Raw genomic sequence first — 25,223 nt, 5'->3', positions numbered from 1 at the left:
GGAATTACTAGTGACTTTGGTCATACATCAGTTTGGATGTTTTGAACGATAATTATTATGTATGAATTTATACGATGAGGTAAATATTAAACACTTTGATATCAAAAAAAAGCAACTGTCTAAGATTGCTTAATTCATATCTCAGCAGAATAGAACTTTACTTGTAAATAAGGAGTCAATTTCATGTTGAAACCAAACCGGATATCGATAGTATTAGCTGCTGCTGCCCTGATAATTGTTCCTACTCTCTTGACTGCACCTGCAAGTGCCCAGACGAAAGTCTACGTTGGTGGCGATCGCGACCAAAATTGGGATCGCGACGGCAGATCCAATTCTAGAGAAGTCAGAAACTCTAGAGACAGGGATAATAATTGGAACCGTGACGGCAGACCCAATCCTAGAGAAGTCAGAAACTCTAGAGACAGGGATAATAATTGGAACCGTGATGGCAGACCCTATCCTGTAGAAGTCAGAAACCCTAGAGATCGGGATAATTGGAACCGTGACAACCAATTTAATGGCAGAGTAGTCAGACTTGGTAATGGTGATATCAGATATCCCAATGGGCAAATTATTCCTTCTAGATCCATAGTCAGACTGCGCGATCAAGGTTACTTCAGACTTCCTAACGGGGATATTCTGCTTCCCAATCAGGAAATTGTTCCTGCTGGGAGATTAGTGAGAGTGCGTGATGATTACTTCAGACTTCCTAGTGGATTGGTACTGCAAATAAACCTTTAAAACCCTAAAAGCTCAAAATCATTGTCAGTATTAGGCTACCAGGCTATAGTTTTAGCCGTGAATAACTAGCTCGGTAGCCGTTCCTTATAGACAAAATGGATATGAAAATTGATACACCAAATACCGTAGATTCATCATCAGTTTTAGTTCCAGAGGTAAAGAAAAAAAAGGGCAGACGTAATTGGCTCTCTTGGCTAATTGCTCTTTGCCTTTTGGGTGGAATTGGCTATGCCGTTTATTACCAAGTAACGGTTGCTCCCCGTCAACAAGCCAGCCGCCGGGTGCTGACAAGACCTGTACAAAGGCAGACCTTAACAATTACAGTTTCAGCCAACGGAACGGTGAAGCCCGAGCGGTCAATCAACCTCAGCCCGAAAAATTCCGGTATCTTGAAAAGGCTGCTGGCGAAAGAAGGAGATATCGTCAAACAAGGACAGATTGTCGCTTACATGGATGATTCCAACCTCCGGGGGCAACTTACCTCTGCTCAAGGACAAGTGGCACAAGCCGAGGCGAATTTGCAAAAAGCGATCGCAGGTAATCGTCCTCAAGATATTGCCCAATCACAAGGAGCATTAGACGAAGCCGAAGCGAATCTGCAAAAGGTACAAACAGGGAATCGCTCTCAAGATATTGGCCAAGCACAGGCACGCTTGCAAAGCGCTCAAGCCGCCCTCCGCCAAGCAGAAGATGATTTTGTTCGCAATCAGCAACTTTACAATGCAGGCGGTATTTCCCTTCAGACTCTAAACCAAAACCGCTCCAATCGTGACAGCGCCCAAGCTAATGTAAATGAAGCACAGCAAGCACTGGGGCTGCAAAAAGCTGGGTCGCGTCCAGAAGATGTTGAGCAAGCACGAGCTGTGGTGAAGCAGAGACAGCAAGCTTTGGCACTCCTGAAAGCTGGAACACGCCAAGAAGATATTAATGCAGCCCGTGCCCAGGTAACATCGGCTCGTGGTTCGCTGCAAAACATCCAAGCCGAAATCAATGACACGATCATTCGCGCCCCCTTTGATGGTGTGGTGACAAAGAAGTTTGCCGATCCAGGTGCTTTCGTGACACCTACAACTGCCAGTAGTGAAGTAGCTTCTTCTTCTTCTTCTTCAATCTTGTCTCTAGCTTCTACAAATGAAGTTGTCGCCAATTTAGCGGAAACAAATATTTCCAAAATCAGCCTTGGTCAAAAAGTCTCGATTAAAGCAGATGCCTACCCAGGAAAAACCTTTGAAGGTAAAGTCAGCCAAATTGCTGCCCAAGCAATAGTCGAGCAAAACGTCACCAGTTTTGAAGTGAGAGTATCACTTTCAGACCCTCAAAGACTACTGCGGTCAGGGATGAATGCGGAAGTAGATTTTCAAGTCGGTCAAGTTCAAAATGTTTTAGTAGTGCCAACAGCCTCAGTGGTACGCCAAGAAAATGCCACAGGCGTGTTTGTGCCAGGAAAAAATAACAGACCTGTGTTCACTCGCATCGAGACTGGCGTCACCGCGAATAACTTTACCGAAGTTAAGTCTGGATTGACAGGAGACGAAAGGGTGCTGCTCAGTTTCCCACCAGGATCGCGTCCGCAATCAACACCAAGAGGAGGAGTTTTCCCTGGTCTAGGTGGAGGTGGAGGAGCCGGAGGTGGAGGCGGCGGAAGAGGAGCAGGTGGCGGCGGAGGTCGTTCCGGCGGCAGTTCTGGCGGTGGTGGTCGTTCTCAAGGCGGTGGTTCCCCTTAAAGTTAGTTTTAAATAGAACATTATGTTTAAGAGATTTAAGGGCTTTTACAAAGTTAAGAATACCCGCACAGTACCATTGCTGGAAATATTGACAATGGCGGCAGAGACTCTGTGGAGTAACAAATTACGCACAGGTCTAACTATGTTGGGCGTGATTATTGGGATTTCTTCAGTTATTGCCATTACTTCTGTCGGTCAGGGAGTGCAAAAGGGAGTTGAGCAACAGATACAAGCATTGGGTACAGATGTGATCCAAATCTTGGCGGGTGCGGCAAGAAGCGGGAATGTCCGTCAAGGAGTAGGTTCTAGCAGTACCTTGACTTGGGAAGATGCTAAAGCGATCGCTACACAAGCGCCATCAGCACAGATGGTTTCTGCTTATCTCCAACGGACTGCTCAAGTTGTCTATGCAGGACAGAACACCTCAACAACCATTTATGGCACTGATTTGAACTACCCAGAAGTCAGAAATACTCACCCCCAACAAGGGAGATATTTTACTCAGGAAGAACTAGATACTGCTGCACAGCTGGCCATTCTTGGCCCTACAGTTCAAAAAACACTCTTTGGACAGGGTGAAAATCCGATCGGCGAGAAAATTCGGATTCAGGGAGAGGCTTACGAAGTGATTGGGGTGATGGAACCTAAAGGCGCTCAGGGGCCGATGGATCGAGATGACCAGATTTTTATTCCTCTAACTAGTATGTCGAAAAGACTGGTTGGGAACAATGCTCTGGTAGGTGTTTCTGTAAATGGAATTTTAGTCAAAGGCGCTAATCAGGAAGAGTTAGAAGCCGCTCAGTTTCAAGTCACCAATCTTTTACGGCTGCGTCATAACATTTATCCGCCACAAGCTGATGATTTTCGGCTGACTAATCAAGCTGATATTGTTAGTACCTTTACTAGTATTGTGGGTTTATTTACAGTCATGGTGGTAGCGATCGCTGGAATTTCTCTAGTGGTTGGTGGTATTGGTATTGCTAATATTATGCTAGTTTCTGTGGTCGAGCGGACGCGAGAAATCGGGATTCGCAAAGCCGTAGGAGCTACTAATTCAGCCATTCTCAATCAATTTTTAGCCGAAGCGATCGTGATTTCTATTGTCGGCGGAGGTATTGGGATGGTGACTGGTGTTTTATTAGCCTTTGTGGCTGCAAACGTTTTCAAATTTCCCTTTGTAATTTCTTTCTTGTCGATTGTTGCTGGCTTTGTACTCTCGTTAAGCGTTGGCTTAATCGCTGGCGTGATTCCAGCACGAAACGCATCTAAATTAGATCCAATCAATGCTTTGAGAAGTGACTAAATAATTCGTAATTCGTAATTCGTAATTCTTATGCCAACCATGATTTGGATGGAATCTATTACTAAAACCTACTACTTAGGAGAAGTTAGTGTTCCCATACTCAAGGGAATTGAACTCTCGATTGAGGAAGGGGAATATGTCTCAATTATGGGTGCGTCAGGTTCGGGTAAATCTACGCTGATGAATATTTTGGGATGTCTGGATCGTCCCACAACTGGAGACTATATTTTTGAAGGCAGAAACCTGACGACTTTTGATGATGATGAATTAGCCTATATCCGCAACCAAAGGATAGGTTTTGTGTTCCAACAATTTAACTTATTGGCGCGGGCGACAGCTTTGGAAAACGTCATGTTGCCAATGGTTTACGCTAACTTGCCCAAGCCAAAACGCCGAGAAAGGGCATTAGAAGCCTTAGAAAAGGTAGGACTAGGGGGACGCATAGCTAACCGTCCCAGTCAACTCTCTGGCGGACAACAACAACGGGTAGCGATCGCTCGTGCTTTGGTCAACCGACCTGCATTAGTTTTGGCAGATGAGCCAACAGGAGCTTTAGATACTGAAACCTCCCATGAGGTGATGAGTTTACTGACTGAACTTAATAACCAAGGGATCACCATTGTGATTGTCACTCATGAACCTGATATTGCTGCTCAAACCCAAAGGATTATCCGAGTTCAGGATGGTTTGATTGTCGGCTAATTTGTTAAGATCAACCCTTGGAGGAAGAATTTAAGATTTAAATCTCTGTAGGTCAATCAGGATGAAAACTTTTGATTATATCCTCAAAAGAACCTAATTAATTACTATATCTAGATTATGAATTTCAGCTTATTATTCGTGCATTTTACCTGGGTTACTGTCGCATTCGCGATTCTTCTTCCAAATGCAGCAAGTGCAGCAACTCCGCCAAAAGCACAGAATTCTTCAAGCTCTGTACAAGTTCCCGATCGCCTCAACCCCAATCCCAATCCTCTCCAATTTCCGACTAAACCGGAGGAAGTAAAGATTCAGGGAACTGTGCCAATCAGTTTGGCACAAGCTTTGGAACTCGCAAAACGCAACAATCGAGACTTACAGGTAGCTATATTACAGCTAGAACGCAGTCGCTTTGCGCTCCGCGAGTCTCAAGCTGCCTTGTTTCCTACTCTTGGTATTAACAGTAGTGTGACTAATAGTGGTAATGGTTTTAGTAACAATTCATCTCAAGCCAGCACCTCTTTTAATGGTTCAGCACAACTGAATTACAATGTCTATACTTCTGGGAACCGACAAGCGACTATCCGAGCCGCAGAGGAACAGCTACGGGTAGATGAATTAAATGTTGAAAGTCAGTCTTTGACAATTAGCTTGAATGCCACGACTCAATACTACGATTTGCAACAAGCAGATCAACAAGTAAGAATTAATCAGTCTGCTGTGACAAATGCTCAGGCTAGTTTGCGGGATACTCAAGCCAGAGAACAGGCTGGAGTAGGTACGAGGTTCGATGTACTGCAAGCTCAAGTGAATTTAGCAAACGCCCAACAACTACTGACTAATGCGATCTCACAGCAGCAAATTGCCCGTCGTCAGCTTGCTACGTTGTTAAGTTTGTCGCAGTCAGTTGATATCAGTGCCTCAGATCCTGTACAGTTAGCGGGTCTTTGGTCGCAGACGGTAGAACAAAGTATTGTCCAAGCGTTTCAAAATCGTCCAGAGTTGCAACAGTATTTGGGACAACGTAATATTTCCGAGCAACAGCGACGACAGGCACTTTCACAGCTAGGGCCGCAAATTAGTTTGGCAGGAAACTACAATCTGCTAGATCGGTATAACGATGGCGTCAGCATTACTGATGGCTATTCAGTGGGACTCCAAGGAAATCTAACTTTGTTTGATGGCGGAGCAGCAAGAGCAAGGGCGGCTCAGTCGAAAGCTAATATTGCGATCGCAGAGACTCAATTTGCTACCCAGCGCGACCAAATTCGCTTTGATGTAGAACAGTACTACTCTCAATTGCAATCCAATTTAAATAATGTGCAGACTTCTAGTGTGGCTTTAAATCAAGCCAGGGAAGCTCTGAATTTAGCAAGGCTGAGGTTTCAAGCTGGTGTGGGCACTCAAACGGAGGTAATTGATGCTGAAAATGACCTGACAAGAGCAGAAGGTAATCGAGTCGCAGCTATTTTGGATTACAATCGCGCTCTAGCTAATTTACAAAGATCGGTAACATCTAGGGCTTCGCGCTAAGGTCAAATCATTAAAGAAAAGTTTGCTTAGTACAGCATTTCATTAATTGGTAGCGAATTAAAGAAAGGCAATACTCTGCATTGTTAACGCATCGGCTTGCATTGTTAATGCATCTGGCCGGACATGATATGAGAAGCTGACACAAGCAACTCTAACAAAGATAAAAGCGCTACGTGACAAGTATTTGACAAGCTTCGAGGTAAGCAAGAGGCAGTAACAGCTTTAGTAGAGGCAGAAAAAGGGTCAAGGGCTAATTTAGATCAGGTAGTTGGTTACTTACAAGAGATAATGAAATCTGACCCAAATTTTGCACAATAAGTAGAAAAATTAGCGTCAGAGATTCATGCTGAATCTCTGTGTTGGTCGTAATGCAACAGTCAGATTCTTAAACTTCAAGCTTTAACCAATCTTTAAGTTGCAGCTCTTGAAGTAGTTGAATTTACAAGCGAGGATGTGATGACTCAATATGACTATATTGTGATTGGTGCGGGTTCGGCAGGCTGCGTTGTTGCCAACCGGATGACACAAGATAGTGAAAGAACCGTGTTATTACTCGAAGCTGGCAACCCAGATACTAAACCAGAGATTCAAATCCCGTTGTCATCCCCCAACCTACCCGGCTCAGAGCTGGACTGGGGATATTTCTCTGAACCAGAACCCTACCTGAATAACCGCAAAATCTTTTGTCCCCGTGGCAAAGTCTTGGGTGGCAGCAGTTCGATTAATTCCATGATTTATTATCCGGGGCAATCATCACGATTATGACCACTGGCAGTCATTGGGGAATCCTGGTTGGAGTTACCAAGATATATTGCCCTATTTCAAGAAATCTGAGAACCAGCAACGCGGTGCCGACGTATACCACGGGGTTGATGGTGAGTGGAGCGTCACCGATATTCAAGCCCCTACTGTGGCATCCCAACGATTTGTAGAAGCAGCCGTAGCAATCGGATATAACCACAATCCTGATTTCAATGGGATACAGCAATCAGGTGCGGGAATTTATCAGTTGACGGTCAAGGATGGTAAACGTCACAGTGCTGCTGCTGCATTCCTGCTGCCAATTCTCAAGCGTCCTAATTTAACAATAACAACAGGAGCGTTAGTGACTCGGTTATTGTTTGAGGGAACCCGCACCATTGGGGTGGAATATATGCACGAGGGAACGCTGCACCAAGCCAGGGTTAACAAAGAAGTGATTTTAAGTGCTGGTGCATTCGACTCGCCCAAGCTGCTGATGCTGTCCGGCATTGGTGATGCAGAACACCTGCAAGCAATGGAGATTCCTGTCGTCGTTGATTTGCCAGGTGTCGGTCAAAACCTCCAAGACCACTCTCTCGTTCCTGTGGCACACCAGATAATTACCAGTCCTGTGGCACACGAGGTAATTGCTGGGTTAGACCCGGCAATTAGCAGTAATGGTAACGCTGAAGCCGGATTGTTTTTGCATACCGAAGGTAATCTGGATGCCACGCCAGATTTACAGTTTTTCTTCGGTAGCATTCTGTGGATATCTCCTGGCAAAACCCTCTCTGGTTTGGGATTCACTGTTACAGTCAGTTTGACTCATCCCCAAAACATTGGGAGTGTCAGTTTGTCCTCGCCTGACCCCAAAGACCCACCAATTATTCAGATGAACTTTCTACAAAGTCAATCCGATGTGCAAAAGCTAGTTGCTGGGATTAAAATAATGCGTAAATTATTTTATACAAGTACCTTTGATCAGTTTCGAGGTGAGGAAATCAGTCCCGGTGCTGACGTGATTAGCGATGAAGCACTCGAAGCTTACATCCGGGAATTTTGTGTTACGGGGTATCATCCTGTCGGCACTTGCAAAATGGGAACTGACCCAATGGCGGTTGTTGATCCCGAACTCCGGGTACGCGGTGTTACTGGGTTGCGGGTTGTTGATGCATCGATCATGCCAACTCTGGTCGGGGGCAATACGAACGCGCCCACAATTATGATCGGCGAGAAAGGAGCTGATTTAATTAAAGCCGCAGGTAGCGTTTCATCGCAAGTAGCTTCAGCAATTGCAAACTAACTCGCGCGCGATCGCCTAAAGATAACGATGATTCACAAAACAGAGATTCAGGAAAAGCTCAACCGGGATTCCAGGGATCTAGCTTTTGAAAAGACTCAAGGAGGCCTCAAAGCAAAGCTTTACCTCGTCTTCGAGCATTATGCACAAACGATAAAGTTGCCTAAATGCATCTAAGCTTAGAACGACTATGGCACAGTAATTACTGCTACTGGGCAATGAGCTTTACTCAAAATTGTATCGACTCTATGACCAAAGAAAACGCGACCCGTAACCATTCGGATATTACTTCCTAGAATAATTAGGTCAACTTCTTGGGTTTTGGCAAACTTGAGGATTTCCCTTTCTGGGCTGGTTCCTTGAAGAATATAGGTTTTGACATCAGCACCCAGATTGCGGCCAATTGCTGCTTGCTGTTCAAGCATATCGTGAGCAATTTCCTTGACTGGAGCTAGCGATCGCTGTTCGTAAAGAATATACTCAACCTGTGGCAAATTTATCACGTTAACGATCATCACTAATGCCCCGGTTTGAGCTGCAATCGTACTTGCCATCTCTACGGCATTTTTGCTATATTCTGTCCCCACAGTTGGCACCAGAATCTTTTTCAGTTGTTGTTGAGGGATTTTGCATATCTCGCCTTGAGGTTGGGGTAGGTGTGACTTTACCACCATCGTTGCACAAGGCGCTTCTTGGACAACCCGGTCAACAAGCAAATTGAACAATGCTTTCTGAGGGCTTATCTGTTCCGAAGCTCCCAGTACAATCAAGTCATAGTTTTTCTTTGCTTCATTCAGAATTACCTCTGCTTTATTACGCCCAGACTCCGTTTTTGTTTGCAGGGTGGTATCAGCAGGTAGCTGCATTTCCTCTGTGACAGAAGCCAGAGCTTGCTCCGCGGCACTGTCTTTAAGCTGGGTTGCCTCCATCCGGCGGGCTTTGCTTTGAGGTTGCTTATCACTCAGGGCATATAGAGATGTAACTTCTATGGAGTTTTGGTGAGCCATATAACCGACTAGTTGCGCCGCGAGTTGGATGTTGGGGCCACCGCTAGTAGGTATTAAGACACGCTGAATCTGCTTGATAAAACTGCGGCTATCCTGTTCTTCTTGTTCCAAACGTCGAGCTTCCTCTTCACCCATAACCACTTTTGATAAAGTCCATCGCAGTAGGGGTGGAGCCATTAGGGAAGTGACGATCGCTACCATGACAATAATCGAGTACATCTGGGGATTCAGCACTCCCAAAGATAAACCAATGGTGGCAACGACAATTTCCATCGCCCCGCGAGCATTCATCCCGGAACCCATCGCCAAACCTTCCCAATGACTCAAGCCGCCCGCACGAGAACCAAGGTAAGCACCTGTAAATTTGCCAACACAAGCGACAGCGAGAACAATCAAGCCAAATATCAACGTTTGAGGGACTAACAGAGCTAGCAAATTAACTTTCAAGCCGGCTGAAGCAAAGAAAATTGGCGCTAAAAAGGCCGCTGTGAAGACTTCTAGCATGTGTCCAGCTTCATTGCTAAAGCGGCGGGATTGACCTGCTAGAATCCCCATTACAAAAGCACCTAATGCCGCTTCTAGACCTAATCCGTGGGTAAGTGCTGCTGCCGAGAGCGCAAGAATCAGCACAACCGACATACTAGCGGCGATTCCACCAACATAGTCATCAACCCAACGCAAAATCTGGTCTACAATGGTACGCCCAATTGTAAAAGCGATCGCTAAAAATAATATGGCCGCACTCACAGAATGGAAAATTGTCCCCAGGTCAAATTTGCCGCTACTAGCTAAACCTGAAACCACAGAAAGTAAAATCCAGCCGATGGTGTCGTCAGTCATCCCAGCGGCTAAGGTAACTTGACCAATGTCACGGCGAATCAGGTTTAAGTCCATCAGCACCTTTGCAATCACTGGGACTGCCGAAATACTCATTGCTGTGGCGATAAATAAACTAAATACCAATCGCTTTTCTGGGTCGGCTAAAAAACTATCTGGCAATAGCCAGCCCAGCCCAAATCCAGTGATAAAGGGGATAATAATTCCGCCCAGTGAAATCAAAAGAGCCGTTTTACCCTTACGAAGAATCAGCTTGAGATCCGTCTCCAACCCAGTCACAATCAGCAAAAATAACACGCCTAACCAAGAAATCACCGAAAGTAAATTAGACTGTTCTTGACTTTTGGGAAAGATGTGCGCCTGTAAATCGGGAAGGAGCAAACCAAATAAAGAAGGGCCAAGCAGCACACCCGCCAGTAATTCTCCAACAACAGGTGGTAGGTTAATCCGGCGCATCAACTCACCTAATCCCCGCGCTACGAGAAGCAATAGTGACAGTTGCACTAGCACCAACAGCAGCTCGTGATGACCGAGAGGTTTAATTAAACCGTCACCTGCTGCTTTCTGGGCAGCGAGTACAGGTACTAATATTAGGGACAGGTTTTGCATATAAGTGTCCAAAGGTTGGATTACAAATTTTTCAAGGGGCTGTTCAAGTAAATCCTGAAAATGTTTACTTGCACATCGGTCTAGGAGATTAAACTGTCATTGTCATTATTAATCGCAAGATTATCATCTGCGATCGCCCTAAATTGTAAGTTCAGGAGCAAAGCTGATCAACTTATTTTCGAGCGCGAACAAACAACTTTGTAGTGTCTATCCAAATACCTTGATCGGTTGCTAGTTTCTCAATTTCTGCTTTGTACTCAACTTGCAATTGATTTAATTGTTCTTGTGATAATTTTGACAACAGGGGATTACCTTTAAAATTTATATTAATTACTGTCTCAGATAATTTGTTATCACTTAGAGGCCGATAACGTCCTGATGGCTCAATCTTAATTTCGATATCTCTAAAACCTGCCCGATCAAGCAATTTCCGACATTTTTCTGGAGTTCCCAGTGGTTCAAGGATATGTGGTAGCGATACACCCAAAACTCTAGCGCAAATCCTCTGCTGAAGAGAGGCCATAAAAGCAGTTTCGGGAGGACAGGTAAATGCCACATACCCTCCTGTTTTCAAGTAGCCGTACCACTTTTGCAAAGTAGCAAGTATATCAGGAAAAAGTACAATTGCCTCACAGCAAAAGACAACATCAAAACTACTATCACTAAAGTTGAAATATTCGGCATCTGCCTCAATCAACTCAATATTTTGTAACTTTGCTGCGGTAATCTTTTGTCTTGCTTGATGCAACATTTCAGGGGTCATATCAATCCCAACTACATAACCCTCTGAACCAACTTTTTCAGCAGCAGCAATCGCAAGTAAACCTGTTCCAGTCGCCACATCAAGAATTTTCTGTCCCGAATGTAGTGGAACAAATTCAAGTAAAAGTTTGGCTTCTAGAGGATGGCGAGTACCTTCTTCATGGTCATAAGTTGTTCTACTACCATAAAATTCTCTTAGTTGCTGCTTATAATTATCTAGATCAGTCATAACCAAATGTTAAATTTTCTCCACTTTATAGTAACTCTTGTTGTGATGTTGAGTTGCTTGCTGCTGAATCCAACCCTGACAGCACAAGCCGCGACTTTATCCACCACTGTTTACGAACAACGGATAATCCACAGTCCAGATGGTATCGGCAAATATTACATGGGGCGCGAAATCGCCAAGGTGATGGGATACACCGGCGCTGGCTGGCTAGAACGTCCAAGTCGAGAGGGAGAGGAACAGCCAAGTAAGGTAGTTAACGCCCTCAATCTGAAACCTAATGATGTAGTGGCGGATATTGGCGCTGGGACAGGTTACTTAAGCTTTCGTATCGCGCCGCTATTAACAGCAGGTAAGGTGTTGGCTGTAGATGTTCAGCCAGAAATGTTAGAAATCATTGATTTGTTCAAAAAAGAGAAAAATCTCACCAATGTTGAGACTGTTTTAGCAACCCTTAGCGACCCCAACTTACCATCTGAAAGTATTGATTTGGCATTGATGGTGGATACTTACCATGAACTTGAGTATCCCCAAGAAGTGATGCAAGGAATTGTGAAAGCACTTAAACCAGGTGGTCGAGTGGTTTTGGTTGAGTATCGGGCTGAAAATCCCTTTATTATGATCAAACGTCTGCACAAAATGACTCAAAAGCAAGTCCGCCAAGAAATGCAAGCTGTTGGTTTAGTTTGGCGTGAAACTAAAAACTTGTTACCTCAACAGCATTTAATGGTGTTTGAGAAACCTGATTCTAGCGATTTCTTGACAAAATGAGCTTGGGCGGTATGTCACAAGAAAAATATGTCCCAACCCATAATAAAGTAAGACTCCTTGCCAGAGCAGAAAATCATGGTCAACCTATCACTCAAGCAACGAATTCCTCAGAGAATGGCGATCGCCTCACTCAATATTACTCGGTTAAGGCTAAAAAATAAAAATTTGTACGTTGGGTTGAGGAACGAAACCCAACAATTTGCAGGGTTTGTTGGGTTGAGCTTAAGCGAAACCAAACCTACTATTCTGCACCCCTATTTTTTGACCATCGAGACGGTTCTAGCTGGTTTACATACTCCATATATTCAGCTAATGGCTGATCAATGCTAAGGAGCAACTTCGGATTAAAGCGAATATTGTCGTAAATTTTGCCATCTTCATCTCTGAGCATATAGTAAGCCAAGCGAGTACAGAATAGCAAAAACTGACTTAACAGATATCCCACAATACCTTGACGTTTTTCAGTTACATAAATCGGTTGAATTATCGTTCTTCCAGGTGCAATTGGAGTATAAGCATATATCATATACAGTGGGGGAAAAAGCCGGACATCTTTCATCATTGTTAACAGACCAATGCAACCATGAGCATAACGCATTGAATACTGATATATAGAACCAATAAATCTTTGACTTAATCTTTCTTTCCAAGTAGTTTGAGTGAATTTTCCCCGCATTGTAAAGTCTATTTGTGTGCCTAATTCGCTACGATGTAGCGACAGTTCCATTTTTATGTCTAAATGATGAATTGTTTTTAAATGTTGAGCATCAATCCCATTCATCATACAAATATGATGATGGCAACTTCTTTCAAATGCCATATCAGTTTGTGTAAGAATTTGTTTACTCTTTAATTCATCAAAATCAGCCACTCCTTCTGGTGCTTTAGCATCTGGATAAATCCAGACAAATCCATACTTTTCCTCTGTCGCATAAACTTGTAATTTAGCTTGAGTAGGAATTTCTGATTGACAAGGAATATTTTGACAAACCCCTGTTTCATCAAATGCCCAATGATGAAATGTACAACGAATCCAATTACCATCAACTTTCCCAATTCCTAAATCTGTTCCCAAATGAGGACAATAAGCATCCAAAGCCCGCACTTGCCCATCTTCACCTCTAAAAATGGCAATTTTATGACCGCATATTTCTACAGATTTTGCTGTTTTTTTAGGGATTTCATGACTAGGACAGGCAATATACCAACCTTTAGCAATTACATTCCAATTATTGAATATTTGCATAATTGTTTGATAGATAATTATTTAATTTTTCGTGCCGTTGGCTAATATCATCTCGATATTTACCAATTAAAATCCTGATTAACATTTTACCCAAACAGTAAGAAGCCCGCCAAGAGAAAACAGCATCTTGTAAATCGATATGGCTACGCTCAAATAAAAAATGTCCAGTTAATCCTAGCAACTGAGTCAGAGGTAAACCTAAAAGTAACCAAAAGTTTTGCAACTCCCAAGCACAAAAGAGTAAACTATAAAAAAATAATATTCCCAGAATGTGTAAAGTAATATTAATTGGATGCTGATGTTTAAGAAGAAAAATATCCCAATAATCTGTAAAAGGATGATCCAGAATTTGATTATTAATTCGATTTCTTACCTTTTGTTTAGGATTAAAATTGATATTAATCATAAGAGAGTGGATGAGAAATAAATATAATTTATACCTTAATAGTCATTGTCAGCCACACAAATACCTTTACATTTAATACCGTTCGTAGCAGTACGCTGGCAATGAGAACATAGAACTTTTTCGTTTTCTGTTTCTTTATTTATCTTTATACTAGTGCTTGCCTGTAGCTGATCTTTTTCGGTTTGGAGTTTTTCACTCATAAGAATCAAAGAAAATTTTTTGCTACCGACAGTTGTCAAGTCGGGATGGTTTATTGTAGCAGTTCGGCTCTAGAAATAATGTCCGAGTCCAAAGCAGGCATTGAAAGTGCGTATAGCAGTGGTAATTAGGGGAAGCGTTGTGTTAATTTCAGAACCCAATTGGGAAACATAAAGTAAAAAATTGGGTATTTTTCTGTCATGAAAGCGGTTTTACAACACAGTGAAGAAGATTGTGGTGCTGCTTGCCTTGCAACCATAGCACAACACTACGGTAGAACCTTCGGCATCAACAAAATGCGGGAATTAGTAGGTACAGGTAAGCAAGGTACTACTCTGCTTAGTTTAAGACGAGGGGCGGAAAACTTGGGTTTTAATGCCCGTCCAGTGAGAGCAACACCTGAATTAATAGAACGCTTGGATAGAATTTCTCTCCCTGCCATCATTCACTGGAAAGGATATCACTGGGTTGTATTGTACGCACAAAAAGATAATAAATATGTTATTGCCGACCCAGCAGTAGGTATTCGTAAGCTCAACCGTCAAGAGTTATTAGAGGGCTGGGCGAATGGTGTAATGCTGTTATTAACTCCAGATGAAACTCGTTTTTATCAACAGGGATCGGATAAAATAGACGGTTTTGGACGTTTCCTCAAAAGAGTTTTACCCTATAGCAAAATCCTTGCAGAAGCGATCGCAATCAATATTGTAGTTGGACTTCTTTCTCTAGCTTATCCTTTAATGATGCAGCTCCTTACAGATGATGTTTTGGTGAGGGGAGATATACAGCTATTAACTACCGTAGCCATTGCGGTTATTACTTTAAATATTTTTCAAGCTGCTATTGGGATTGTTCAATCTCACTTAGTAGGACAATATGCTCAAAGGCTAGAGTTGGGATTAATTCTAGATTACGGGTATAAACTCCTCCGCTTACCCTTATCTTATTTTGAAGCCCGTCGCAGTGGAGAAGTTGTTAGCCGCATTGATGATATAGAAAGAGTTCATAATTTAGTTTCTCAAATAGTTTTGGGTTTACCCAGTCAATTTTTTATCGCTGTCATCTCTTTGGGAATCATGATTTTTTATAGTTGGCAGCTTTCTTTAGCTTCCTTATTTGTCTTTATGATAGTTATAGGTATTAATTGGCTATTCTTACCAGCTTTACGACAAAAAACCCGTGATTCTATTATTTTAAATACAGAAATTCAAGGTTTTCTTGTAGAAACTTTTCGCGGTATCCAAATACTTAAGACTACCCAAGGTACTCCTCAAGCTTGGGAAGAGTATCAAGCTAATTACGGTCGCCTCGCTAATTTCAAGTGGAGTACTATGAAGCTAGGGTTTTACAGTACCACCGTTACAACTCTATTCAATAGTTTGACAAATATTGGTTTACTTTGGTTAGGCAGCTACTTTGTAATTAATCGCACTCTAAGTATAGGTCAATTACTTGCTTTTAACGGCATGAGTGGAAATTTTTTAGGGTTTTTGAGTTCGGTGGTCGGCTTAGTTAATGAATTTATTACTGCTCAAGTAGTAATTCAACGCCTCACAGAAGTCCTAGATGCTACAACAGAAGATGAGAAAGAGTGTAAAAAACCTTGGGCGGAAATCACTGTTAATACAGATATTGTTTGTACTAACCTGAATTTTCATCATCAAGGTAGAGTTAATTTATTAAAAGATTTCTCTCTTATCATTCCTGGAGGAAAAGTAACAGCCTTAATCGGACAATCAGGTTGTGGAAAAAGTACTTTAGTTAAGTTAATAGCGGGATTATATGATTTGCAATCTGGTAATATTCGTTATGGAAATTATAATCAGCAAGATATATCTTTAGACTGTCGCCGTCAACAAATAATATTGATTCCTCAAGAACCGCACTTTTGGAGTCGTTCAATTATTGAGAATTTCCATTTTGCCTATCCTTCAGTTAATTTTGAACAAATCGTGAAAGCTTGTCAGATAGCTGGCGCAGACGAATTTATTAGCAATTTACCTGATAAATATCAAACTGTCTTAGGAGAATTTGGTGCAAATATTTCTGGAGGACAGAAGCAAAGATTAGCAATAGCTAGGGCAATTGTTACTAATCCACCAGTGTTAATATTAGATGAGTCTACAGGCGCTTTAGACCCAGCATTAGAAACTAAAGTTTTAGATAATTTATTAGCAGATCGTCAGGGTCAAACAACTATTATGATTAGTCACCGCCCTAGAGTAATTGAGCGGGCTGATTTCATTGTTTTGCTAGAAACAGGAGAGTTAAAGCTGACTGGTACTCCCAATGAGTTACGTCAGCTACCCGGTCAGCACTTGAAATTTTTAACTCCCTAATATTCTGAAGTAAAAGTTTTTATAGCGATTCTCAGTTATGTGAGGTAGAGATAATATTTTGAAACGCAAAGGGACGCAAAGTAAAGCGCAGAGGTACGCAGAGATTTGTACCTCAGCAGACTAGGAAAGGCTATATACCCATCATATATTGGTTATTAATCTTGCTTTTCTCAAAATAAATTGCAATGCAGTTTCCTCTTTAGAGATAATATCAGCGCTTCCTTCCATTCCTAATTGGATAGTACATTCTTTTTCTGCAATCTTCAATACATAGTTTTCTGGTTTAATATTCACCTTGTAACTACCTGTTTGTGAAATTTGTCCCATCCCGAAAGAAGAGTTAGAAGAATTTAAATTAGATTGAGGTTCTATTGCATCTGGAGAAATGCTGCTCACTGTTCCTTGTAAAGAACCATAGTCAGGATAGGGACAAGCAGATACGCGCATATATACTTTTTGTCCCAGCCGAATTTTACTGATTTCCTCAGCAGGAATATCGGCTTTGATTTCCAATGGTGCTTCACTAGGAGCAATTTGGGCAATCATCTGTCCAGAACTAATGACTTGGGAGATATTTCGTAGATTGAGTTGTGCTATTGTGCCAGAGGCAGAAGCACGAATTATGATATTTTGAAGTTCAATTTCTATTTGTTTGAGTTCTTTTTGGTAGCTGTTTAATTGATTTTCTAATTCTGTTCGTCGTTGAATAAGCTGTTCTCTTTCTTGCTGGAGTCTAGATAAAGTTGCTTCTCCTCTAGCTTTTTCTTGAGCAATTCTTTCACGAGCGATCGCCACTCCTGCTGTAGAGTTAAGGGTAGTTTTAGCTTTTTTTAGCCTTGCTTGGGCTGCTTCAACAGCTCTTTGTTGCTTTTCTACAGTTTGCTTGTGAGCTTCTACTATTGCCAATTGAGACAAGAGTGCTTGTTGTTGTTGTTGAACTGCGAGAGTTACTTCTTCGTATGCGTCTTGAGAAAGCGCACCAGATTTGACTATCGGTTTATAGCGATCGCGTTTGACGATCGCTCCTTTGAATGAAGCTTGGGTTGCGAGTGAATTCGCTTGAGCCGACTTTAATTCTGCTTTGGCTGTTTCTAAATCATCTTGAACTAATTTTAAGTTAGCTACTAATTCTTCTACTTCCGTGCTGGTACTAATTTCACTATTGCGATAATCCGTTTGAGTGCGTTGCAATTCAGCTTGAGCAGCAGATGTGGCACGGTTTGTTTGTTCGTTTTCTGCTTGAATCTGTCTATCTAAAGCAGAAATTTGAGCAGTTATTTGAGTTGATTGAACTGTAGTTTGTTGAATATTGCCAAGAAGTTGACTTTTTTTAGTTTGTAAGCGAGAGCCATCAAGTATAGCGATGATATCTCCTTGTTTAACTTGCTGATTTCCTTTGACTAAAATATCTTTTATTATCCCTTCCATCGGAGCTTGTACTAGGCGTAGTTCTCCAGCAGGACGAATGGTAGCAGCTACTTTAACCGTAGTTTTATATTTGAGGATACTTGCAAAGGTAACGCCTGCAACAAAGGTAGCTATAAGTATCAAACCGCCAATAGTTGTCCATTTACCGATCGGAGGTAAAAAGTCTTCTGGACTAGCAGCAGCTAGAGAGTTAAGATTAATTTCTTCTGGCTGAGGTATTGCTTTTTCTACCTTGGGGAAGGAATGAGAATTTGGGACGAAAGAGATATCGACATTAGTCATAGTTAAGTAGAAGAAGACAATTTTAAGAAGTTATAAAAGTTCTAGTTGCACTTGAAGTGTAGTAAGCAAAAAGCTCTGCCTTTAATTGTTTGAAGGAGGCAGAGTTGAGTAACTTTATTTCTCGGCTAGAGTTGAGAAATGAGGTAGATAACTTGTTTAAGTTTTCTTAGTCTAATTTCCGTCTAATTGGCCCTCTCCCACCATTCCAGTTGCTTCTAAAGCTAGCTCACCTGCTGTGTAGAGTCCAAGTGCTGTCATGCCTCCAGCCTGAGTCACTCCATTGCCTGCATTATTCAAAGTTTTTATTGTGGCATGTGAGACTACTTTTATAGCTTTCTTCCACCAACTTTTACCTCCTGTCAATTGTTCGCAGCATTCATCTGATAAGACTTCAAACAATTCTTCTTGGTTTTCAATTTTCAGGCTTTCATTTTTGTTAATAGACATAATCGTTATTCTCCAAAATAAATACGAAAGTTAACTTGTTAATTCTTGAACCAGAAAATCATACTGTTTCTGGCTCGAGCTATTAATTAGATTAATCTAAAAAATGTATAAATACAGACTTGACAATCCAACTTTTGAAAGATAGCATCTCCACATGACAATTTTTTTGCTCTTGATTCAGTATTTATATGGCTCATTTTGCCGAACTAATCTTAGTAAGTAAATATATGGAATTTCATTCGGGATATAGCCTTTATTACTAGAATTATCAAGCTTTTCAATATACAATATTTTTCATGTGTTTATATATATAAACAATATTTATAAAAAAATCATGAATTAGTTATAGTCTTGCAGGATTTCTTTAAAGTTATCAACAAACTTTCTAAGTTGTTTTTACCTATTTACCCTGAAATTGATTGTCTAAGCAGGCATCAATTAGCGTAGATATAGCATAGCTGAATATCAGGGGCAAGATAGCCCTCTTCTGTCAAAAAGCAATTCAATGCTAAACTCTCAAACTTCTCTCCGCGCCTGTGCGTGAAATATTTCAAACAGAAAACAAAACAGTTCCCAACTTTTCACGCCCCAAGCGATCGCTCACCTTTCCCCGACAAACAACCCGAACCCCATTAATATAAACCCCTTGCACAATCTCATCCGAACCACGCTTAACCATCCGAGGTTCACCATCTAAAACGGGATCTGATATCTGCACTTGCGGGCTAATTGGCTGATTTAAAGCATTGGGATCGAGTAAAACTATATCTGCTTTGGCACCAACTTTGATAACTCCCGTATCCAGACGAAACCAACCAGCAGGTTCTCCGGTAACGCGGCAAATCGCAGCTTCAGGTGAAAGGAACTTGGTTGCAACTGCTTGTTTGAGCAGAGACAAAGCTCCATCATAGTAGCCCAAGTTGCGGACATGAGCGCCAGCATCGGTAAAACCAGGCAAAATATGCGGATGCCGCATCATCGCTAAACGGGGTTTTAGGCGATCGTTTGCTCCTGTCGCCACCCAACGTAAATCTGTATCGTATTTTTGTAATGCGTGGATAAATAAATCCACTGGTTCTTGTTGCTTTTGACGAGCAATTTCTGCAAAACTTAACCCTTGCCAATTTGCTTCGGGACAGTGAATAACTTCCATCAAATCTAATCGACGATGGAATGATTTACGCCGTTTACTCAGCCATTCTTGGCGAAACTGACGACGAAATATTTCCGATGTCCATAGTTGTTGTCTTTCTTCTCGTGACTGACAACCATTGAGTTGTGCGCCTGTGGAAAATTCTTCAAATAAGGGAGTCACACATCCGTCAGAGTAAATGGTGAAGGGTTCGGTTAGGGTTTGAAAACGCACATTCCCATTTAGAAGCCGATTCCAAATAAAAAGTAGGGGAGAAAATATTCGCCATAGTTTGCGATCGTGTACGGCATCTAAAGCAGAGAGGACAGTTAGCCGCAGTGGTTTTTGTCCAATCCCTGAACCCATACGCAGAATATCCACAAAGGAAGCAAGTCGGTGTAAATTGGGTGTGACTTGAAAAACGCGTTGGCTACGACGACACAAATCTGCCAACATTGCATATTCTTTAAATTTGGCGTGTTGAGAAGGAATTGTACAGCCTTGCCATTCTCCACTCATCCGATGCCAGGGAAACATATCAATAGAAATGCCAATAAAGCCAGCATCTATTGCATCTGTGGCTATGCGCTGCATAAGATTTAGTTCAAATTTTGTCGGCTGAACCGTTAAACTGCGTTCTAATCCCATCACATGAGCGCGTAAGGCACTGTGTCCAAACATTGGGGCAACATTAGGGCCAAGGGGTAACTGTTGCAAATGCTGTAAATATTCTGCTGGTGTCTGCCAGGAAACCGACTTTTGTAGCCATTTTGCAATCAGCCGATGGGAAAGTGTCTCTACCCTCTGAAAAATATCAGCCAGGATTTGGGGTTCTGCGATCGCAACAGACAAGCTACAGTTACCAATAACCACGCTGGTAACACCATGACGCACTGATTCGCTCAATCCTGGTGCAATTTCTAACTCTAAATCGTAATGAGTATGAATATCTATAAATCCCGGTGTCACCCATAACCCAGAAGCATCAACCACTTCACGCGCTGGGTTAGTTAAGGAGGGTGCAAGTGTGACAATGCGGCCGTTTTGAATGCCGATATCTCCGCGAACAGGTGGAGAGCCTAAGCCATCGAAAATTAACCCGTTTTGAATCAGCAAATCTAACATAATTGTTTGTTGCCCTTGCTTGCTCTACTGCCCACTTAAACGTCGAAGCTGATCCCGAAAATAGCAGAAACTTGGTGATTGATTATTGTCAATGTCCATAAGGGGAGATATTTTTTCAGCCCAAGTTGCTTTCTCTTTACCAATTGCCTGATAAGCAAGTTTAGATAACTTTTGGCGACCACCAGAATATACTGCGTCAGCTAACTTCTCCCATGTGCCACAAATCTCATCGTTGGTATATGAATTTAGAACTGCTTGTTTTGCACTCGGATAAGCTGCCTTCACTGCTGCTAAATCACCTAAGTACCATGCTTCTCCTTCCTCAATAGCGATGCAAAATTGTGTCTTTGGCTTAGGATTACAATAATTTACGAGTTCAAGTAGTTCTTTGCGAAAAGCACTCAGGCATCGGTCATCAAGATCGCAAATGATTATGAGGACAGCAGGGAAATAAGATAATGTTTTACCGTACCCTTGAATAAGTCGTGGTAACTGGTCGAGCAAAATTCGTTTTTTGGGATCAGAAGTAGATGTTAGATTTTTAGGAATACGCCCTATTCCTTTGTAATGATGGATATTAAATGTGTGTTGTTCGGTGTTAATAATTTTTGGGACAAGAATCTCAAGAGCAATTTTGCCGGAAATATCCTCAACGAGTATCTCAAAGTGCATATACTCAACTTGCATCCAAATAGTCACTGTACCAAAGTCCGCCAAGAGGTAAACCTTCAGAAACAAGGTTATTGATCAGAGGATCTTCACTAGCTCGCTTAATTTTCGCAAATCCATCCTCACCCTTTTCCAAGACCCAAACCTCGTCAGGTTCAAGGGCATCTACAAAATATGGCTGATGTGTTGTTACAAATATTTGCGATCCACCTTTCTGACCTGTAGCGTGTTCCCGAAATTCTCGCGCTAGGGTTTCTAAAAGTTTATGGTAAAGTCCATTTTCTGGTTCTTCAATACACAAAAATGGTGGTGGTGAGGGATCTTCTAACAAGAGGAGATAAGCGAATACCTTAAGTGTTCCATCTGACATATTTTGAGCATAAAATGGGTCTTGAAAACCCTTGTCGTTGAAACGCAGTAGGAGTCTTCCGTCTGGACTTCTTTCGGTACTAATCTTGTTGACACCTGGAATTTTGCTAGATATCTTTTCAAGTATGGATTGAAACTTTTTAGGATGTTCTCTCTCCATAAACTGAACTACATTTCCCAGATTATCGCCATGAATATTCAAATGCTTTTGTGGCCCAGCCAGAGGCAAACTTCGTGCAGCATCTGGAGTAAAATAGCTTAAATACCATCCTTCAATAAATCTCCGAAATACAGAAATTCTTGGGTGTTGTTTGAGTGATCCCAAAGTTGCAATTCCCAGTTTTCGCTTATCGTCAAGTTCAACTACCTCTGTTTCCTTACTTTCCTCTTCCCCTTCACCTATCTGTATTTTTTCTATTAACTTTGACAAATCAAAATCACCTTTTTCTTCCTCAACTTGTTTGCCTTCTTGTTCACCTTTCCATGCAATTCCTCTACCTTCATTGAGTATTAGAAAAGAAAAAGGTTGTCCCTTGCTTTGTCCTTTTCTTCGTTGTCTGAGTCTTTCCCTCTTTACATAAGGTCTTCCAGAGGAGTCAATATCTATCGCCAACTCATAGGTAATTGGCCGGGCATTACCATCCTCTTTATAATAAATATCAAACTCAATACTTCCCTCTTGCCCTTGGGAACGAATTCTCTCAAAACCCCCACGACCACGAGAATCGCACGCTTCCTCTACTCCATTTTTCAAGCAGTCTGCAAGAAAACCAAAAGTGTCAAAAATGGTACTTTTTCCCACACCATTCTTACCGATTACGGCCGTCATTGGCGTTAATGGCTTGGCATTCTGTGTGTTCCACAACTTTCCCAAAGTGATATCGCGAAGAACTCTATAATTTCTTACCCTAAAGCCTTCTACTTTAGACATTTAAGCCCCTCTGCTCAACTAAAATAATCCTACAAGTTGCTCCAATTATCTGACAATTTGATAAATTTAACATTATGCTTAATTTTTTATGCCGTTCCACCCCGATGTTCAGTTTTAACCCAGCGCGATCGCTCCGTTTGCACACACATCTTTGAAGTTGTCACAATCATCACAGGAATCCAATGCACCATGTATAATGACCCTTGAATTGTTGCCCAAAGCAAAGACCATCCTCGTAAATTTTTAAATTGGTAAAGTCCAGCCATAAAGGCAATTGTCAAAATGATGCTGAGTAGTGTCTGGAGGGGAAACAGAACTGGATGATGGCTATAAAATATTGTCCAAAGTAAGTCGGGTATTAGTCCAATTGGTAGAATAAATTGTAATAGAAAAAACAATAGTAAATCAATTTCTTTTGCCCAACCTAAAGTAAGAATTTGCGGAAAATAATCTAGGTAACGCTGATAGCCACCTTCAGCCCAACGACAACGTTGATTCCAAAGTTTTTCCCAAGTAGTTACACCTTCTTCCTGAATTGATGAAACTGTAATAAACTCAATTTCTGCACCTGCTAAATAGAGTTTGAAGCAAAGATCCAAATCATCAGTGACAGTGTTCTCATTCCAACCTTGACACTTTTCTAACAATTCCCGACGAACCAACATCCCATTACCGCGTAGTTCAGACATTCCACCAATAGCAATGCGATGGGTTTGTAGAAAGCTATCACAATTCATTTCCATCTGCTGACAACGGGTTAAGAAATTGGTATTAGCATTAGAAATCGCTTTTCGTACTTGCACTGCACCGATCGCTTGCTTCTGAAATAGAGGTAGTGTTTGTTGGAGAAAATTGACAGGTAATTGAGCATCTGCATCGCAGACTAGAATAATTTCCCCTTGCGTAAAGGGAAACACCGCATTCAAAGCCCCTGATTTACCACCTTTTGATTCCCGTCGATGAACTTGCAAAGATGGAAATTGAGTTTGTAATTCCCTCAAAACCTGGGGGGTTTCATCGGTACTACCGTCATCAACAACCCAGATATCTAGGGAATCGCTGGGATAATTCAATTGGCATAAGCTGTAAACTAGATCAGCCAAGACTGAACTTTCATTTTTAGCCGGAACTAAAATCGAGACTGGCGGTAAATAAATCTCACTCTCTATCACCACCGCGGCTGGTTTTGCTAACAGCATCCTTAACGTTTGCACAGTCAGGATTGCCGTTAATCCGAGCATCAACCATTGTGTTTCTGGTAGCCAGTGCAGCAAACTCACGCCACCCCAAACTAATAAAACTACTATGGTTGCTTTGAGACGGCGATGAAAGCTAATATTTTTACTGGGCTGATAAGTGCTTCTTCCCACTTTATTTGCTATATCCTTTCGGTTCGTGGCTTAGGGGTTGATGATATACGTTACCGCTTGTGATGTCGCACCGAGCGATTTCGGTAGGCAAGTGATAGGATCTGACCAAGTGCTGTCCCAAGAAAGTTTCGATGTTAATCAGAGCAACATTTTCTGACCAATCTAATACATTAATATGGCACGAGTCCAACTTGTTTATCCTAAAATCCCAGATAGCAAAAATTGCCCTTGGGAGCGCTGTATAGCTTTCGAGAAATATGATGGTACAAATCTCCACTGGGTTTGGGAACCGGAGCTTGGGTGGTATGCCTTTGGTACACGTCGGGATCGGTTTGATTTGGATGATATGGGGATTGCACAATTCAACAAAGCACATCCAGGTTTAGAAGAAGCTGCTGAGATTTTTAATAGAGATTTTGCCAAGTCTTTAGAAAGACTATTTAGAGAGAATTTAAATTATCAATACCCAGAAATTACTGTGTTTACAGAGTTATTTGGAACTAACTCGTTTGCCGGAATGCATCGAAAGGATGATCAAAAAAAACTAATTTTATTTGATGTACAAACAGAGAAACATATTATTAATCCCGAACAATTTATTCAAGATTTTAGTCACTTAGATATTGCACAGGTTGTTTATCGTGGTAAGCTAACAAGTCAATTTATTGATGATGTCCGAGAAGGTAAATATGGTGTAGCGGAAGGTGTTATCTGTAAAGGAGGCAGCAGCAATAGTAATAACCTATGGATGGTTAAAATAAAAACGTATGCTTATATGGAAAAATTACAGCAAGCTTTCAAGGATGATTGGGAGACATATTGGGAATAAGTTGAAAGAGGCAGTTCTTACAGAAGGCAGATCGCTTTTAGCGTCTTCCCTTGGGGAGCAACGCGAAAAAGTCAGATCATCGTGAAATGAGCCTTCTTAGGTAGGGGGAGTAAAGAGAAATATTTAGTCCTTTTTACGACTATATACAGCGCTTCCTGCTGTTAAGAGGTACACTTAGTAAGAATAAGAATATTATCTT

21 protein-coding genes are annotated in these 25,223 nt (G+C 41.7%); 11 read left to right on the top strand and 10 right to left on the bottom strand.

Annotated elements, in window-relative coordinates; genetic code table 11:
• The first annotated feature begins 183 nt into the window (after positions 1-183).
• The 7 genes from HWQ44_RS31180 to HWQ44_RS31155 all read left to right on the top strand — a co-directional run bounded on the left by HWQ44_RS31180 (position 184) and on the right by HWQ44_RS31155 (position 8,044).
• Positions 184-741 (top strand): hypothetical protein, encoded by a 558-nt coding sequence (locus HWQ44_RS31180; protein WP_292725990.1) that lies wholly within the window; start codon positions 184-186, stop codon positions 739-741.
• A gap of 101 nt (positions 742-842) precedes the next feature.
• On the top strand, positions 843-2,465 hold the full coding sequence (locus HWQ44_RS31175) for an efflux RND transporter periplasmic adaptor subunit (protein ID WP_292725989.1): 1,623 nt from the start codon (positions 843-845) through the stop codon (positions 2,463-2,465).
• A 22-nt stretch (positions 2,466-2,487) separates the two neighbouring features.
• On the top strand, positions 2,488-3,768 hold the full coding sequence (locus HWQ44_RS31170; RefSeq protein WP_292725987.1) for an ABC transporter permease: 1,281 nt from the start codon (positions 2,488-2,490) through the stop codon (positions 3,766-3,768).
• Positions 3,769-3,798: 30 nt separating this feature from the next.
• Positions 3,799-4,470: an ABC transporter ATP-binding protein gene (locus HWQ44_RS31165; RefSeq protein ID WP_292725985.1), complete on the top strand. Its 672-nt coding sequence runs from the start codon at positions 3,799-3,801 to the stop codon at positions 4,468-4,470.
• Between the two features lie 117 nt (positions 4,471-4,587).
• Positions 4,588-6,000 (top strand): TolC family protein, encoded by a 1,413-nt coding sequence (locus HWQ44_RS31160; RefSeq protein ID WP_292725983.1) that lies wholly within the window; start codon positions 4,588-4,590, stop codon positions 5,998-6,000.
• Positions 6,001-6,456: 456 nt separating this feature from the next.
• On the top strand, positions 6,457-6,765 hold the full coding sequence (locus HWQ44_RS33725) for a GMC family oxidoreductase N-terminal domain-containing protein (protein ID WP_366931410.1): 309 nt from the start codon (positions 6,457-6,459) through the stop codon (positions 6,763-6,765).
• Between the two features lie 46 nt (positions 6,766-6,811).
• Positions 6,812-8,044, top strand: coding sequence for a GMC oxidoreductase (locus HWQ44_RS31155; RefSeq protein ID WP_366931409.1), 1,233 nt, complete (start codon positions 6,812-6,814; stop codon positions 8,042-8,044).
• A 185-nt stretch (positions 8,045-8,229) separates the two neighbouring features.
• Here the strand turns inward: HWQ44_RS31155 and HWQ44_RS31150 are convergent, their stop codons facing one another.
• A complete protein-coding gene (locus HWQ44_RS31150) occupies positions 8,230-10,494 on the bottom strand; it encodes a cation:proton antiporter (RefSeq protein WP_292725982.1) in 2,265 nt (754 codons plus the stop codon).
• Between the two features lie 172 nt (positions 10,495-10,666).
• Positions 10,667-11,485, bottom strand: coding sequence for a methyltransferase domain-containing protein (locus tag HWQ44_RS31145; protein WP_292725981.1), 819 nt, complete (start codon positions 11,483-11,485; stop codon positions 10,667-10,669).
• A gap of 6 nt (positions 11,486-11,491) precedes the next feature.
• On the opposite strand from HWQ44_RS31145, the gene HWQ44_RS31140 reads away from it, so the two are divergent.
• Both HWQ44_RS31140 and HWQ44_RS31135 read left to right on the top strand, forming a co-directional pair.
• Entirely contained in the window at positions 11,492-12,253 is a 762-nt protein-coding gene (locus HWQ44_RS31140; RefSeq protein WP_292725978.1) for a class I SAM-dependent methyltransferase, read from the top strand.
• Positions 12,254-12,264: 11 nt separating this feature from the next.
• Positions 12,265-12,414: a hypothetical protein gene (locus HWQ44_RS31135; RefSeq protein WP_292725976.1), complete on the top strand. Its 150-nt coding sequence runs from the start codon at positions 12,265-12,267 to the stop codon at positions 12,412-12,414.
• Between the two features lie 80 nt (positions 12,415-12,494).
• Here HWQ44_RS31135 and HWQ44_RS31130 read toward each other — a convergent pair whose 3' ends face one another.
• Together HWQ44_RS31130 and HWQ44_RS31125 are read right to left on the bottom strand one after the other, a co-directional pair.
• Positions 12,495-13,499, bottom strand: a complete 1,005-nt coding sequence (locus HWQ44_RS31130; protein ID WP_292725974.1) for an aromatic ring-hydroxylating dioxygenase subunit alpha — start codon at positions 13,497-13,499, stop codon at positions 12,495-12,497.
• Entirely contained in the window at positions 13,483-13,905 is a 423-nt protein-coding gene (locus HWQ44_RS31125) for an Mpo1-like protein (RefSeq protein WP_292725972.1), read from the bottom strand. Before HWQ44_RS31125 ends, HWQ44_RS31130 begins: the two co-directional genes overlap by 17 nt.
• Positions 13,906-14,303: 398 nt before the next feature.
• Here HWQ44_RS31125 and HWQ44_RS31120 point away from each other — a divergent pair, with 398 nt between their 5' ends.
• A complete protein-coding gene (locus HWQ44_RS31120; protein ID WP_292725970.1) occupies positions 14,304-16,442 on the top strand; it encodes a peptidase domain-containing ABC transporter in 2,139 nt (712 codons plus the stop codon).
• 141 nt (positions 16,443-16,583) lie between these two features.
• Here the strand turns inward: HWQ44_RS31120 and HWQ44_RS31115 are convergent, their stop codons facing one another.
• The 6 genes from HWQ44_RS31115 to HWQ44_RS31090 all read right to left on the bottom strand — a co-directional run bounded on the left by HWQ44_RS31115 (position 16,584) and on the right by HWQ44_RS31090 (position 24,195).
• The gene (locus tag HWQ44_RS31115) at positions 16,584-18,152 is read right to left on the bottom strand and encodes an HlyD family efflux transporter periplasmic adaptor subunit (RefSeq protein ID WP_292725968.1); all 1,569 of its coding nucleotides are present in this window, start codon (positions 18,150-18,152) and stop codon (positions 16,584-16,586) included.
• 171 nt (positions 18,153-18,323) lie between these two features.
• A complete protein-coding gene (locus HWQ44_RS31110) occupies positions 18,324-18,599 on the bottom strand; it encodes a hypothetical protein (protein WP_292725966.1) in 276 nt (91 codons plus the stop codon).
• 550 nt (positions 18,600-19,149) lie between these two features.
• Positions 19,150-20,856 (bottom strand): amidohydrolase family protein, encoded by a 1,707-nt coding sequence (locus HWQ44_RS31105; protein ID WP_292725964.1) that lies wholly within the window; start codon positions 20,854-20,856, stop codon positions 19,150-19,152.
• Positions 20,857-20,880: 24 nt separating this feature from the next.
• Positions 20,881-21,543, bottom strand: coding sequence for a hypothetical protein (locus HWQ44_RS31100; protein WP_292725963.1), 663 nt, complete (start codon positions 21,541-21,543; stop codon positions 20,881-20,883).
• On the bottom strand, positions 21,533-22,825 hold the full coding sequence (locus tag HWQ44_RS31095; protein WP_292725961.1) for an AAA family ATPase: 1,293 nt from the start codon (positions 22,823-22,825) through the stop codon (positions 21,533-21,535). The genes HWQ44_RS31100 and HWQ44_RS31095 overlap by 11 nt, the downstream gene beginning before the upstream one ends.
• 86 nt (positions 22,826-22,911) lie before the next feature.
• Positions 22,912-24,195, bottom strand: coding sequence for a glycosyltransferase family 2 protein (locus HWQ44_RS31090; RefSeq protein ID WP_292725960.1), 1,284 nt, complete (start codon positions 24,193-24,195; stop codon positions 22,912-22,914).
• Between the two features lie 175 nt (positions 24,196-24,370).
• Here HWQ44_RS31090 and HWQ44_RS31085 point away from each other — a divergent pair, with 175 nt between their 5' ends.
• Complete coding sequence (locus tag HWQ44_RS31085) at positions 24,371-25,024, top strand: RNA ligase family protein (RefSeq protein WP_292725959.1); 654 nt, start codon at positions 24,371-24,373, stop codon at positions 25,022-25,024.
• Positions 25,025-25,223: the final 199 nt, after the last annotated feature.

Origin of the sequence: Nostoc sp. JL34 (assembly GCF_017114945.1) — a bacterium.
Classification (GTDB): domain Bacteria; phylum Cyanobacteriota; class Cyanobacteriia; order Cyanobacteriales; family Nostocaceae; genus Nostoc.
This window is presented reverse-complemented; position numbering and strand designations above follow the sequence as displayed.

Coding starts and splice junctions, on each gene's coding strand:
- HWQ44_RS31180 (WP_292725990.1), top strand. CDS start 184: ATGTTGAAACCAAACCGGATATCGATAGTATTAGCTGCTGCTGCCCTG.
- HWQ44_RS31175 (WP_292725989.1), top strand. CDS start 843: ATGAAAATTGATACACCAAATACCGTAGATTCATCATCAGTTTTAGTT.
- HWQ44_RS31170 (WP_292725987.1), top strand. CDS start 2,488: ATGTTTAAGAGATTTAAGGGCTTTTACAAAGTTAAGAATACCCGCACA.
- HWQ44_RS31165 (WP_292725985.1), top strand. CDS start 3,799: ATGCCAACCATGATTTGGATGGAATCTATTACTAAAACCTACTACTTA.
- HWQ44_RS31160 (WP_292725983.1), top strand. CDS start 4,588: ATGAATTTCAGCTTATTATTCGTGCATTTTACCTGGGTTACTGTCGCA.
- HWQ44_RS33725 (WP_366931410.1), top strand. CDS start 6,457: ATGACTCAATATGACTATATTGTGATTGGTGCGGGTTCGGCAGGCTGC.
- HWQ44_RS31150 (WP_292725982.1), bottom strand. CDS start 10,494: ATGCAAAACCTGTCCCTAATATTAGTACCTGTACTCGCTGCCCAGAAA.
- HWQ44_RS31145 (WP_292725981.1), bottom strand. CDS start 11,485: ATGACTGATCTAGATAATTATAAGCAGCAACTAAGAGAATTTTATGGT.
- HWQ44_RS31140 (WP_292725978.1), top strand. CDS start 11,492: ATGTTAAATTTTCTCCACTTTATAGTAACTCTTGTTGTGATGTTGAGT.
- HWQ44_RS31135 (WP_292725976.1), top strand. CDS start 12,265: ATGTCACAAGAAAAATATGTCCCAACCCATAATAAAGTAAGACTCCTT.
- HWQ44_RS31130 (WP_292725974.1), bottom strand. CDS start 13,499: ATGCAAATATTCAATAATTGGAATGTAATTGCTAAAGGTTGGTATATT.
- HWQ44_RS31125 (WP_292725972.1), bottom strand. CDS start 13,905: ATGATTAATATCAATTTTAATCCTAAACAAAAGGTAAGAAATCGAATT.
- HWQ44_RS31120 (WP_292725970.1), top strand. CDS start 14,304: ATGAAAGCGGTTTTACAACACAGTGAAGAAGATTGTGGTGCTGCTTGC.
- HWQ44_RS31115 (WP_292725968.1), bottom strand. CDS start 18,152: ATGACTAATGTCGATATCTCTTTCGTCCCAAATTCTCATTCCTTCCCC.
- HWQ44_RS31110 (WP_292725966.1), bottom strand. CDS start 18,599: ATGTCTATTAACAAAAATGAAAGCCTGAAAATTGAAAACCAAGAAGAA.
- HWQ44_RS31105 (WP_292725964.1), bottom strand. CDS start 20,856: ATGTTAGATTTGCTGATTCAAAACGGGTTAATTTTCGATGGCTTAGGC.
- HWQ44_RS31100 (WP_292725963.1), bottom strand. CDS start 21,543: ATGCAAGTTGAGTATATGCACTTTGAGATACTCGTTGAGGATATTTCC.
- HWQ44_RS31095 (WP_292725961.1), bottom strand. CDS start 22,825: ATGTCTAAAGTAGAAGGCTTTAGGGTAAGAAATTATAGAGTTCTTCGC.
- HWQ44_RS31085 (WP_292725959.1), top strand. CDS start 24,371: ATGGCACGAGTCCAACTTGTTTATCCTAAAATCCCAGATAGCAAAAAT.